Here is a 13,032-nt window from a genome sequence, read left to right on the forward strand (position 1 = left end):
GAAATCCGTCAGCCTGTCATCAAGACGGAATCTAGAATCCGCGCCGCCGAAAGCATATCCAATTGGGAGATTGACATGAGCCACGGAAGCAATTTGCGCATTGATCCTGACCGCCTATGGGACAGCATCATGGAGATGGCCCAGATCGGCCCGGGCGTTGCGGGCGGCAATAACCGGCAGACCCTGACCGACGCAGATGCCGAGGGCCGTTCCCTGTTTCAAAAATGGTGTGAAGACGCCGGATGCACCATGGGCGTCGACACCATGGGCAATATGTTTGCCACGCGTCCGGGCGAAGACCCCGAGGCCCTGCCCGTCTATATGGGCTCGCATCTGGATACGCAGCCCACTGGCGGCAAGTATGACGGGGTTCTTGGCGTGCTGGGCGGGCTGGAAGCCATCCGCACGATGAACGACATGGGGGTCAAGACGAAACACCCCATCGTTCTGACCAACTGGACCAACGAGGAAGGCACACGCTTTGCCCCGGCCATGCTGGCCTCGGGCGTGTTTGCCGGAAAATACACGCAAGACTGGGCTTACGACCGCGTGGACGCCGAAGGCAAAAAGTTCGGCGACGAGTTGAAACGCATCGGCTGGGTTGGCGATGAAAAGGTCGGCGCCCGCAAGATGCACGCGATGTTCGAACTGCACATCGAACAAGGGCCAATTCTGGAAGCTGAAGGCAAGGATATTGGCGTTGTCACTCATGGTCAGGGGTTGAACTGGCTGGAAGTGACGATTGTGGGCAAGGAAAGCCACACCGGATCGACCCCGATGCCCATGCGGATCAATGCGGGTCGTGGCTTGGCCCTGATCACCGAACTGGTGCATGAAATCGCGATGAAGCACCAGCCCAACGCGGTGGGGGCCATCGGTCACATCGACGTTTATCCGAACTCGCGCAACATCATTCCCGGCAAGGTCGTCTGCACCGTCGATTTCCGCTCGCACCTGAAAGAGGTGATCGACGCGATGATCGCCGAGTTTGACGAGCGCGCGCCGAAGCTCTGCGCGGATATCGGCGTCGAGATGAGCTGGGAAATGGTCGGCACCTTCGACCCGCCCGCCTTTGACGAGGGCTGCGTGGACGCCGTGCGAAATGCCGCGAAAGAACTGGGTTACAGCCATATGGACATCGTGTCCGGCGCGGGTCACGACGCCTGCTGGATCAACGAAATATACCCGACCGCGATGATCATGTGCCCTTGTGTGGATGGGTTGAGCCACAACGAGGCCGAGGAAATCTCGAAGGAATGGGCACAGGCGGGGACAGATGTGTTGTTGCACGCCGTTCTGAACACCGCGGAGATTATAAAATGATGTGACGGTCGGACCGGGGCGCTGCCCCGGACCCCGGGATATTTAACGCCAGAAGAAGCAGGGAAACTGCGCCTGGCCATCAGGGAGACAAGATATGAGCACCACAGCCATCAAAAACGGCACCGTCGTGACCGCTGACCTGACCTACAGGGCAGATGTCCTTGTTGAAGGCGGCGTCATCATTGAAATCGGGGCGGACCTGAAGGGCGACAAGGAGTTGGATGCCACCGGCTGCTATGTCATGCCCGGCGGGATCGACCCGCATGTGCACCTCGAGATGCCATTTATGGGCACCTACTCATCGGATGATTTCGAAAGCGGCACGCGCGCCGGTCTGGCGGGCGGTACCACGATGGTGGTCGATTTCTGCCTGCCCAATCAAGGCGAAAGCTTGCTGGACGCGCTGAAGCGCTGGGACAACAAATCGACCCGCGCAAACTGTGACTATTCGTTCCACATGGCCGTAACCTGGTGGGGCGAGCAGGTGTTTAACGACATGAAAACCGTCGTTCAGGACCGCGGCATCAACACCTTCAAGCACTTCCTGGCCTATAAGGGCGCGCTGATGGTGAATGATGACGAGCTCTACTCTTCGTTCAGCCGTCTGGCCGAACTGGGCGCGACCCCGATGGTGCATGCCGAAAACGGCGACGTGGTGGCGGAACTCTCCGCCAAGCTGCTGGCCGAGGGTAACACCGGGCCGGAAGCCCACGCCTATTCCCGCCCGTCGCAGGTCGAAGGCGAAGCCACCAACCGCGCGATCATGATTGCCGACATGGCCGGTGCACCGCTCTATGTCGTGCATGTGTCCTGCGAGGAAAGCCACGAGGCGATCCGCCGCGCCCGCATGCAGGGCAAACGGGTTTGGGGTGAGCCGCTAATCCAGCACCTGACGCTGGATGAAAGCGAGTATTTCAACAAGGATTGGGACCACGCCGCACGCCGCGTGATGTCGCCCCCCTTCCGCAACAAAAAGCATCAAGACAGCCTATGGGCTGGCCTGCAATCGGGCAGCCTGTCGGTTGTCGCCACCGACCATTGTGCGTTCACAACCGAGCAGAAACGCTATGGTGTGGGGGATTTCACCAAGATCCCGAACGGCACCGGCGGTCTGGAAGATCGCATGCCGATGCTCTGGACGAATGGCGTGGCCACGGGGCGCCTGACGATGAATGAATTTGTCGCCGTCACCTCAACCAACATCGCCAAAATCCTGAACTGCTATCCCAAGAAAGGAGCTGTTCTGGTGGGGGCCGACGCCGACCTTGTTGTGTGGGATCCCGAGAAGGAAAAGACCATCACGGCAGGCAGCCAACAATCGGCCATCGATTATAACGTGTTTGAAGGCCACAAGGTCAAAGGCCTGCCCCGCTTCACGCTGACACGCGGCCAGGTTGCGGTGCATGACGGCGAGATCAAGACCCAGGAAGGCCACGGCAAATTTGTCGAACGCGCGCCGAATGCGACGGTCAACGCGGCGCTGAGCAAGTGGAAAGAACTGACCGCGCCGCAGCCGGTCAAACGCACCGGCATTCCAGCGACAGGGGTCTGACTTTGGCTACAGAAACCGCGATCAAGGCCGAGACCCTCTCGCTGACCTTTCAAACCAATGACGGCCCGGTGCATGCGTTGAAAGACGTGTCGCTTGACATCAATAAGGGCGATTTCGTCAGCTTCATCGGACCGTCAGGCTGTGGCAAAACCACCTTCCTTCGCTGCATGGCGGATCTGGAACAACCCACGGGCGGGTCAATCACGGTCAATGGCGTGTCCGCCCGCGAGGCGCGCAAGTCACGCGCCTATGGCTATGTGTTTCAGCACGCAGGGCTTTATCCGTGGCGCACCATCGGGCGCAATGTGCGCCTGCCGCTTGAGATCATGGGCTATCCCAAGGCCGAGCAGGACGCGCGCATCAAGAAGGTTTTGGAACTGGTTGATCTTGCAGGGTTTGAGAAGAAGTTTCCCTGGCAATTGTCAGGCGGGATGCAGCAGAGGGCGTCGATTGCGCGCGCACTGGCCTTTGACGCCGACATCCTGCTGATGGACGAACCCTTCGGCGCGCTGGACGAGATCGTGCGGGACCACCTGAACGAGCAGCTTTTGAAGTTGTGGGCAAAGACGCAGAAAACGATTGCCTTCGTCACCCACTCGATCCCCGAGGCGGTGTATCTGTCGACCAAGATCGTCGTCATGTCACCGCGTCCCGGCCGGATTTCGGACGTGATCGAAAACCCCCTGCCTGCCGATCGTCCACTGGACATTCGCGACACGCAGGCGTTTCTGGATGTGGCACACCGGGTGCGCGAAGGGCTGCGCGCGGGGCATTCCTATGACTAAAACCGCGCTTTCCGTCCTGACGGTTTTGGCGTCGATCGTCGTCATCTGGTATCTGGCGGTCGCCCCGATGAACATTCGTGTGGCCCTGGACCAGGCCGAGCGCACAGGCGCCGCGATTGATCCGCCTTCTGCGGTCGAGCGGCGCAATATATCGGTCTGGACCCTCATGGCACAGAACCGCGAGCACATCGCGGAGGGCTACAGCCTTGAGCGACCGCGCCTGCCCACCCCTGCGCAGGTCGGACAGGAGCTGTGGCGCACCACGGGCGAAATGGTTCTGAAAGGGCGCACATGGTCCAAACGCTCGTTGATCTATCACGGCTGGATCACGCTGCAATCAACCTTCTGGGGCTTCCTTCTGGGCACGACCATCGGGATCGTCGGCGCGATTGCCATCGTGCAATCACGGGTGATCGAGATGTCGGTAATGCCATGGGCGATCATATCGCAGGCCATTCCCATCGTGGCGCTGGCGCCGATGATCATCGTGCTGTCCTCACAAGTGGGAATCGAAGGGCGCGGCTTTCCCAAAGCCCTAATCTCATCCTACCTGTGTTTCTTCCCGGTACTGGTCGGGATGGTGAAAGGTCTGCGTTCGCCCACCGCCGAGCAGCTGGACTTGCTGAAGACCTATAGCGCCTCGGGTGTGCAGCGGTTTCTGAAACTGCGCGTGCCTGCGTCACTGCCTTATCTGTTCACCTCGCTCAAGATCGGGATTGCGGCCGCGCTGGTCGGTGCCATCGTGGGGGAACTGCCAACAGGTGCGATCAGCGGTCTGGGCGCACGGATCCTGATCGGCGATCAGTTCGGCACACCACTGGCGATCTGGGCGGCGCTGTTTGCCGCCGCGATCCTGGCTGGCGTGCTGGTCACAGTGATTGACCGCACGCAGCAGGTGCTCTTGCGTCGGATGGGGATGCGCTCATGAACTGGTTGATCCTTGCCCTTGTTTTCTGGCTGGCCGCATGGGCCGCGAATGTCGCAATGGTCCGGTCGAAATGGGCCGAGACACGGTTGGTGCGTGTCGTGGTGCCAGTGATCTTCGGGCTGACGCTTGTCGTCGCCTGGGAGGCCCTGGTCCATGCCTTCAATGTCTCGGCGGCAATCCTACCCCCACCCTCTGCCGTCGCAGATACGTTCGCCAGATCAACCGGGATGCTGTGGGAGGATTTCACGCAAACCGTGCTGAAAGGCGCGCTGCGCGGCTATCTCATCGGCGCGGCAGCAGCGTTCGGTGTGGCGATATTGATCGACCGGTCACCCTTCCTGACCCGGGGCCTGTTGCCCATCGGAAACTTCGTCGCGGCCCTGCCGATTGTTGGGGTCGCCCCCATTCTGGTCAGCTGGTTCGGGTTCGACTGGCAATCCAAGGCGGCGGTCGTCGTCGTCATGGTGTTCTTCCCCGTATTGGTCAACACCGTGCAGGGGCTGCGCGAAACAGACGTGATGTTACGCGATCTGATGAAAACCTATGCGGCTGGCTATTTCACGACCCTGTGGAAGCTGCGCATTCCCGCCGCCATGCCGTTCATTTTCAATGGATTGAAGGTCGGGGCGACGCTGGCCCTGATCGGAGCCATCGTAGCCGAATATTTCGGATCCCCTACCCGAGGCATGGGGTTCCGTATCTCAACCGGGGTCGGAAGCCTGTCAATCGACCTCGTCTGGGCCGAGATCGTCGTCGCGGCCTTGGCAGGCACGCTGTTCTATGGTGTGGTTGCGTGGTTTGAAAAGAAGGTGACGTTCTGGCACCCATCCCAACGAGGCTGAGCAAACAAAAAAACATAAGGTTCAACAAGGAGAAGATTATGAAAGTCAAATCAGTGATCGGGGCGATGGCCCTGGCCGTCACATCTGGCACCGCCATGGCGGCAGATGATGTGACCTTGCAGCTCAAATGGGTCACGCAATCCCAGTTCGCGGGCTACTATGTCGCGCTGGATCAGGGGTTCTATGCTGAAGAGGATCTGAACGTCACAGTCCTGCCCGGCGGGCCGGACATTGCGCCCACGCAGGTGATCGCAGGTGGCGGGGCAGATGTGATCGTGGAATGGATGCCGGCCGCATTAGCCGCACGCGAAAAAGGTCTGCCACTGGTCAACATCGCCCAACCTTTCGCGTCCTCGGGCATGATGCTGACCTGTTGGGGCGATGTGGGTATCGAAAGCCCGGATGATTTGACCAATCGCACGCTTGGTGTCTGGTTCTTCGGCAACGAGTTTCCGTTCATGAGTTGGATGTCAAAAATGGGCATTGCAACCGATGGGGCCAGCGAAAACGGGGTCGAAGTGCTGAAACAGGGCTTCAACGTCGACCCGCTCTTGCAACGACAGGCCGACTGCATTTCGACCATGACCTACAACGAGTATTGGCAGGTGATCGACGCAGGTGTGACCCCGGAAGAGCTAATCACCTTCAAGTACGAGGATCAGGGCGTCGCGACACTGGAAGATGGCCTTTACGTTCTGGAAGAAAATCTGAGCGACGAGGCATTCGTCAACAAGATGGAACGCTTTGTGCGCGCCTCGATGAAGGGGTGGAAATGGGCCGAGGAAAACCCGGAGGACGCGGCCATGATCGTCCTGGAATATGACGAAACAGGCGCCCAGACCGAAAAGCACCAGGTTCGCATGATGGGCGAGATTGCCAAGCTGACTGCCGGTTCCAATGGGGCACTTGACCCGGCGGCCTATCAGCGGACGGTCGAAACGCTGTTGTCCGGCGGATCCGACCCCGTGATCACCAAGGAACCCGAAGGGGCCTGGACGAGCGTCATCACGGATGCAGCGTTGAACTGACTCAGATCAGAGGTCAAAAAAGGAAACGGCGCGCCAATCACGGCGCGCCGCTTTTTTTTCACACCCCTGTCAGGATCAGTTGGTCGATCCCGACAGATATCCGTTCAACTCGTCCTTGGCATCTGCGACGACGCGCCCATCGGGCAGCGTCAGATTGCCCTCGGCGGCAAGCTGGTTGGACATTTCCTCATACTCAGCCTGCCAGTTTTCGGGCAACTCATGCGCAACGCCCTGGTGACAGTCGATGCAGGTTTTGCCTTCGTCCAACGCGATCTGGTGATTGTCGGCGGCACGGTTTTCCTGCTGCGTAAAATCCATGAAATCGAAGCTGTGGCAGTTGCGGCATTCCTTGGAATCCGTCGATTTCATCCGGCGCCATTCCCGCGTTGCCATGACAAGCCGGTGATCTTCAAACTTCTCGCGCGTCCAGATGGATCGGGTGATGAAGTGGCCGTAAAGCTCTTTCGACGCCTGGATCTTGCGCACGATCTTCGGGCCCCAATCCTTGGGCACGTGACAATCCGGGCAGGTCGCCCGCACGCCAGAGCTGTTGTTCTGGTGAACGGTGCCCTGGTACTCTGCATAGACGTTATCTTCCATCTCGTGGCACGAGATGCAGAATTTCTCGGTATTGGTCATTTCCAGCGCCCAGTGGAAACCGCCCCAGAAGACAACCCCGACGAAAAAGCCGGCAACCAGAATGACACCGAGTGATACTGCCCCTGCCGGGGACCAGAATTTGCGCCACAAACGGCGGATGAAACCGGGGTTTGCTTTAGACATGTCCCTTTTCCTTTTTCCCTATTCGTCCGGTTTCAGTTCGAAGGCTCGAATGTATTGTCGACCAGCTCCGGCGCGTCAGCCTGAGGCACGTGGCACTGGTTGCAGAACCAGCGCGTCCCCGCCACCGTATCCATCTGATTGCCTTCCCGATCCAGATAGTGGGTCATCGACAAGGTTGGCGCCTTGCGTTCGCCTGCAACTGTCCAGTCGTGGCAGGACAGACAGCGGTTGGCTTTCAGGTCGATCTGATATTGGTCGATCGAATGCGGCACCAGTGGCGGTTGCTGGCGATAGTTTCGCGCAAATCGCGTTTCGTCCTGGTGGAACACATCCTCGACCGCGACAGGGTCTGCCACATCCGCCCCGCGCAGCGTGCTGACGCCGCCCGCGCTTTGCGCAAAGGCGACGGTGGCCAGAAGCGTCGGGGCGACGATGGCGCTGATCAGAATGTTCTTTTTCATTTGGGCATCTCCCGTATTTTTGTGTCTCAGGCCGCGCGACTGGCCTCGGGTTGACGTTGTTTGTTCCGGCGTGACGCGCGGGCTGGCGCGGGGGTCGTGTCAAACCGGGTGGTGAATTTGAAAACATCGGGCGCGCAGACATCCACGCAGCGGCCACAATTGGTGCAGTCGGGCGACAGGATGATCGGCGTGTCCTCATCCGCGCCGCGAAGCGCGGGGGTGATGACGTGCATTTCGGGGCATACCGCAAAGCAATCCATGCAATCGTCGCATTCGGCGCGGTTCACGGCGCTGACGCGCAGAAGAGAGCCCTGCCCCAGCAGTCCATAGAACGCGCCGACCGGGCAGAGGTGACCACACCAGCCGCGGCGCGAAACCACAAGATCGAACAGAAACACGGCAAGCACGAAAGTCCAGGCAAAGCCCATGCCGAAGATCAGCCCACGGTGCAGCATCGAGATCGGGTTCACGAACTCCCACGCGATGGTGCCGGTCAGGGCGGACACGGCAAACACCATGCCAAGCACCCAGAAACGCGTGTTGCGTTTCGGCTGCCAACCTTTCGCAAGGCCCAGCTTGTCATGCAGCCAATGGGCCGCGTCGGTTACGGGGTTGATCGGGCAGACCCAACTGCAATAGACGCGCCCACCGATCAGCGCATAGGCCACGCCGACGATCAGCGCGCCGATGATCGCCGTCATCTCGGGCCAGTGTTGGCCGACGATGCCTTGCAGCAGAACGAACGGATCGGTCAGCGGCAGAAAATCGAATGTCATCGACCCGGCCAGATTGCCTTTCACCCACCAGATCCCGAACCACGGCCCCAGCAGAAACAGACCAAGGAAAAAGGCTTGCGTCAGGCGGCGCAGGATCAGAAACCGATGGGCTTTCCACCAGCCTTTCTCCTGAATGGCCTCTTGTCCAACGGGAAGAGCGGTTTTTTCGCTCATTGTCCTGTCCCTCCTGTGCCGGGAAGGCCGAAGGACGGCGAAAAGCCACCCTCCATTGACGGATCAGGTAAGCCTTCGGGCAAGTAACCACCGGGCGCGGCAAGGTTGTCGGTGCCCGGTCCGGGCAGTCGGTCGGGCAGGTCGATCAACTCGTCCACCATGGGATTTCGGTCTTCCCACCCCAGTTTATAGTGTTCAGCCGCCTCGGCAGTGGCAAGGCGGCGCGGCAGTACCTTGATGGCGGACTCACCGGGCAGAACGCAGGATTTTTCGCATTTGCCGCAGCCGGTGCAGTGGTCGGAATGGACAATGGGCATGAAGATCGCATGTGCGCCCGACCGTTCGTTATGCCGGCGTTCCAACGTGATGGCCTTGTCGATCACCGGGCAGACGCGATAGCAGACGTCACAGCGCAAACCCAAGGCGTTCAGGCATCGTTCTTCATCAATCAGAACCGCCAGACCCATGTCTGCGTCGTCGATATTGGTCAGCCCGTGATCCAACGCGCCCGTTGGGCAGGCCACGACGCAGGGGATGTCGTCACACATCTCGCACGGAATGTCGCGCGCGGTGAAATAGGGGGTGCCGGTCGCGGGACCTTCGATCCCCAGCTCGGCCAATTTCAGCGTGTCATAGGGACAATCCCGGACGCACAGGCCACAGCGGATGCAGGCGGCCAGAAAATCCTCTTCCGGCAGGGCGCCGGGGGGACGAATGGCTTGCGCTGGCAAGGCCCGCGCATCTGTCGCCAGTTTGCTGAGCGCCATGCCCGCCACCGCGCACGCCCCCGCTGCCCGCGCGGCATCCTGAAGGAAGCGACGGCGGTCAAGCGGCTTGGGTTTACGTTTGTTGGCGGCGGACATGATCTTTTCTTTCGTCTGATCTGCGCTTAGGCGCGTTCAACCTTGCAGGCGCATTTCTTGAAGTCCGTTTCCTTGGAAATCGGGCAGGTAGCGTCCAGCGTCAGCTTGTTGGTCAGCTGGCCCTCGTCGAACCACGGCATGAACACGACGCCTTTGGGCATCTTGTTCCGGCCACGGGTTTCGACCCGCGACAGCACCTCGCCGCGCCGGGTCGAGATCGAGATCTCCTGCCCGCGACGCAGGCCACGGTCCTTGGCGTCATCGGGGTGCATGAAGACAACAGCCGACGGGAACGAGCGGTGAAGCTCGGGCACGCGACGGGTCATCGAGCCAGAGTGCCAGTGCTCCAGCACCCGCCCCGTGACGAACCACAGGTCGTACTCCTCGTCCGGAGTTTCCGCAGGCGGCTCGTAGGGGGCGAAGATGATGAAGGCCTTGCCATCCGGCTTGCCATAGAACTTCACGCCCTCGCCTTCCTTGACGTAGGGGTCATAGCCTTCGCGGAAGCGATAGAGCGTTTCCTTGCCGTCCACCACGGGCCAGCGCAACCCGCGCGCCTGGTGGTAAACATCGAAATCCGCCAGGTCGTGAGCATGGCCGCGCCCAAACTCGGCGTATTCTTCGAACAGGCCTTTCTGCACGTAGAACCCGAAATGCTCGCTTTCGTGGTTGTTGAAGCCTTCGGCCACTTCGGACACCGGGAACTTGTTGACCTTGCCGTTCTCGTACAGCACTTCGTACAGGGTCTTGCCCTTCAGCTCGGGCATGGTGTCCAGAAGCTCGGCGGGCCACACCTCGTCCGTGGTGAAGCGTTTCGAGAACTCCATGACCTGCCAGACATCCGACTTCGCCTCGCCCGGTGCGGACACTTGTTCGCGCCAGAACTGGGTGCGGCGTTCGGCGTTGCCATAGGCACCTTCCTTTTCGACCCACATGGCGGTGGGCAGGATCAGGTCGGCCGACATCGCTGTGACGGTGGGGTAAGGGTCCGACACGGTGATGAAGTTGTCGGGGTTGCGATAGCCCGGCAAGCCTTCTTCGTTCATGTTGGGCGCGGCCTGCATGTTGTTGGTGCACTGCACCCAGTGGCAGTTCAGGTCGCCATCTTTCAGCTTGCGGTGCATCAACACGGCGTGGAAGCCGGGTTTCGGTGGGATCGTGCCCTTTGGGATGCCCCACGCGGTTTCGCAGATGTCGCGATGTTTTTCATTCGCGACAACCATGTCGGCGGGCAGACGGTGGGCAAAGGTGCCAACCTCGCGCGCTGTGCCGCAGGCCGACGGTTGCCCGGTCAGCGAGAAGGGCGAGTTGCCGGGTTCCGAGATTTTGCCCACCAGCAGGTGCACGTTGTACATGAGGTTGTTTACCCATGTGCCGCGGGTGTGCTGGTTGAAACCCATCGTCCACAGGCTCATCACCTTGCGGTTCGGGTCAGCATATTGCTGGGCCAGACGCTCCAGCGACGCCGCCGGCACGCCCGACAGTTCGGACACGTATTCCAGCGTATAGGGCGCGACGGCTTCCTTGTATTCCTCGAACGTCATGTCCGACAGCTTGCCGTGCCCGCCGTCATGTGCCGGGTTCTCGGCGGCTTGCTCCAGCTCGTGTTCGGGGCGCAGGCCATAGCCGATATCGGTCGCGGTGCGTTTGAAATGGGTGTTCTTTTCGACAAACTCCCAGTTCACCGCGTCGTTCTGGATGATGTAGTTGGCGATATAGTTCAGGATCGCCAGATCCGTCTGCGGCACGAAAATCATGCCGTTGTCGGCCAACTCGAACGAGCGATGCTCGAACGTGGACAGCACATGCACTTCCGCGCCCGGCTTGGTCAGGCGGGTGTCGGTCAGACGCGACCACAGGATCGGGTGCATCTCGGCCATGTTCGAGCCCCACAGGACGAACGTATCGGCATGTTCAAGATCGTCATAACAGCCCATCGGCTCGTCAATGCCGAAGGTGCGGATGAAACCAGCCACGGCGGACGCCATACAGTGGCGCGCGTTGGGGTCGATATTGTTGGACCGGAACCCGGCCTTCATCAGTTTGGCAGCGGCATAGCCTTCCCAGACCGTCCACTGACCGGACCCGAACATGGAGACTGCGGTCGGGCCTTTTTCCTTCAGGCTGGCCTTCCACTTCTCGGCCATCACGTCGAAGGCTTCGTCCCAGCTGACCGGCTCAAAGTCGCCGTTCTTGTCATAAACGCCGTTCGCCTTGCGCAGAAGCGGCGTGGTCAGGCGGTCGGCGCCATACATGATCTTGGACAGGAAATAGCCCTTGATGCAGTTCAGCCCGCGGTTCACGGGCGCTTCGGGGTCGCCCTGCGTGGCCACAACGCGGCCATCCTTGACGCCCACAAGCACCGAACAGCCGGTGCCGCAGAAGCGGCAAGCGGCCTTGTCCCAACGAATGTCAGGGCTTCTGGCTTGCGCAAGCGCACCGTTGGGAAGGGTGATGCCGGCGGCCGAGGCGGTCGCGGCAGCGGCGCTGGCCTTCAGGAACGAGCGGCGGGATGAAGTCATGGGCATGGTCGGTCTCCCGTTTAATGGTGTTGGGTCGTCGAAGGCGCGGCGGGGGTTCCGTCCAGCTCTTCGAAATGGTGGTATGTCAGTGTGATGGTCAGAACGCCGGGGATCTGGTGCATTGCCATGATCTGGTCGGATGCGCGCATGTCCGGCGTGTCTTCGACGGTCACGACGATGCGACCGTCTTCATGGGCGTGCACTTCGCCACCTTCTGTCGCGTCGATCGCGGCGATGACCTGTTCGGTCATTTCGGGCATCGTATGCACAAGGCAGCCGCAGATGTTGGTCATGGGCAGGCCTCCGTCTTTGGTTTTGTTTTCTTGAACGTGATGGCGCCCACAGGGCATGCCATCGAGCATCCGCCGCATCCGTTGCACAGGTCTTCGTCCAGCACGGGCTGGGCACGACCGCCGGTTTGCAGCCGAAAGCCAATGGCGCGCTGATCACAGTGATCTTCGCAGGTACGGCAGTTCACGCCGTTCATCGACAGGCAGGACGGTTCGACCGACCCGCGCCAGAGCCATTCGTTCTCGGGGCTGAGAGCGCCAAAATCGCAGGCATCGGTGCAGGCATGACAAAAGGTACAGGCACCGGCGTTGAAATCCAGAAACGGGCGGTCGCCCGCATCCTTCATGATGATCCCTTCGGGACACGCGGCTGCACATTCGCCACACTGGGTACAGGCGTCATGGAACTCGGCTTCGGGGCCAGCTCCGGGGGGCCGCTGGCGCGGAACCTCTTGAACTTTGCCTTTCAGAAAGGCGCGTCTGGTAGGGGATGCAGACATATGACTCGCTTGCTTACTGCTGGCTTGTCATTGTTCTTTAACCGATCAGGGGGTGCGACCTTTTGACTTGGATCAACAAACACGTCGATTTTCGATCTTCGATCAAATGAGACCGGCGCCAACTGACGATAATCAACCTTATTCTCAAACGGGACGCCCTGATCCGGGCGCACCGTGCGCCGGCTGTATCTCAATGCCAATCGGG

General features: G+C 60.3%; 13 protein-coding genes. 6 read left to right on the forward strand and 7 right to left on the reverse strand.

Annotated elements, in window-relative coordinates:
* Window positions 1-75 precede the first annotated feature (75 nt).
* The 6 genes from MUY21_RS01855 to MUY21_RS01880 all read left to right on the forward strand — a co-directional run bounded on the left by MUY21_RS01855 (window position 76) and on the right by MUY21_RS01880 (window position 6,458).
* A complete protein-coding gene (locus MUY21_RS01855; protein WP_248408706.1) occupies window positions 76-1,323 on the forward strand; it encodes a Zn-dependent hydrolase in 1,248 nt (415 codons plus the stop codon).
* A gap of 94 nt (window positions 1,324-1,417) precedes the next feature.
* Entirely contained in the window at window positions 1,418-2,875 is a 1,458-nt protein-coding gene (hydA, locus tag MUY21_RS01860) for a dihydropyrimidinase (protein WP_248408707.1), read from the forward strand.
* A 2-nt stretch (window positions 2,876-2,877) separates the two neighbouring features.
* Window positions 2,878-3,660, forward strand: a complete 783-nt coding sequence (locus tag MUY21_RS01865) for an ABC transporter ATP-binding protein (protein WP_248408708.1) — start codon at window positions 2,878-2,880, stop codon at window positions 3,658-3,660.
* Window positions 3,653-4,588, forward strand: a complete 936-nt coding sequence (locus tag MUY21_RS01870) for an ABC transporter permease subunit (RefSeq protein WP_248408709.1) — start codon at window positions 3,653-3,655, stop codon at window positions 4,586-4,588. The genes MUY21_RS01865 and MUY21_RS01870 overlap by 8 nt, the downstream gene beginning before the upstream one ends.
* Window positions 4,585-5,430, forward strand: coding sequence for an ABC transporter permease (locus MUY21_RS01875; protein WP_248408710.1), 846 nt, complete (start codon window positions 4,585-4,587; stop codon window positions 5,428-5,430). Before MUY21_RS01870 ends, MUY21_RS01875 begins: the two co-directional genes overlap by 4 nt.
* A 38-nt stretch (window positions 5,431-5,468) precedes the next feature.
* Window positions 5,469-6,458 (forward strand): ABC transporter substrate-binding protein, encoded by a 990-nt coding sequence (locus MUY21_RS01880; RefSeq protein WP_248408711.1) that lies wholly within the window; start codon window positions 5,469-5,471, stop codon window positions 6,456-6,458.
* Between the two features lie 75 nt (window positions 6,459-6,533).
* Here the strand turns inward: MUY21_RS01880 and MUY21_RS01885 are convergent, their stop codons facing one another.
* From MUY21_RS01885 to napF, 7 genes are read right to left on the reverse strand one after another with little or no spacing between them, the layout of a single operon-like run.
* Window positions 6,534-7,241, reverse strand: a complete 708-nt coding sequence (locus MUY21_RS01885; RefSeq protein ID WP_248408712.1) for a NapC/NirT family cytochrome c — start codon at window positions 7,239-7,241, stop codon at window positions 6,534-6,536.
* A 32-nt stretch (window positions 7,242-7,273) separates the two neighbouring features.
* Window positions 7,274-7,702, reverse strand: coding sequence for a nitrate reductase cytochrome c-type subunit (locus MUY21_RS01890; RefSeq protein ID WP_248408713.1), 429 nt, complete (start codon window positions 7,700-7,702; stop codon window positions 7,274-7,276).
* 26 nt (window positions 7,703-7,728) lie between these two features.
* Window positions 7,729-8,652 carry a quinol dehydrogenase ferredoxin subunit NapH gene (gene napH, locus MUY21_RS01895; RefSeq protein ID WP_248408714.1) on the reverse strand — a complete coding sequence of 308 codons (924 nt, stop codon included), beginning with the start codon at window positions 8,650-8,652 and terminating at the stop codon, window positions 7,729-7,731.
* Complete coding sequence (gene napG / locus MUY21_RS01900; protein WP_248408715.1) at window positions 8,649-9,515, reverse strand: ferredoxin-type protein NapG; 867 nt, start codon at window positions 9,513-9,515, stop codon at window positions 8,649-8,651. Before napG ends, napH begins: the two co-directional genes overlap by 4 nt.
* Window positions 9,516-9,541: 26 nt before the next feature.
* A complete protein-coding gene (napA, locus tag MUY21_RS01905) occupies window positions 9,542-12,037 on the reverse strand; it encodes a nitrate reductase catalytic subunit NapA (RefSeq protein WP_248409170.1) in 2,496 nt (831 codons plus the stop codon).
* A gap of 20 nt (window positions 12,038-12,057) precedes the next feature.
* Window positions 12,058-12,330 (reverse strand): chaperone NapD, encoded by a 273-nt coding sequence (locus MUY21_RS01910; protein WP_248408716.1) that lies wholly within the window; start codon window positions 12,328-12,330, stop codon window positions 12,058-12,060.
* A complete protein-coding gene (gene napF, locus MUY21_RS01915; RefSeq protein ID WP_248408717.1) occupies window positions 12,327-12,827 on the reverse strand; it encodes a ferredoxin-type protein NapF in 501 nt (166 codons plus the stop codon). The genes MUY21_RS01910 and napF overlap by 4 nt, the downstream gene beginning before the upstream one ends.
* Window positions 12,828-13,032: the final 205 nt, after the last annotated feature.

This window comes from Aliiroseovarius sp. S2029 (assembly GCF_023195575.1).
Taxonomy (GTDB): Bacteria; Pseudomonadota; Alphaproteobacteria; order Rhodobacterales; family Rhodobacteraceae; genus Aliiroseovarius; species Aliiroseovarius zhejiangensis.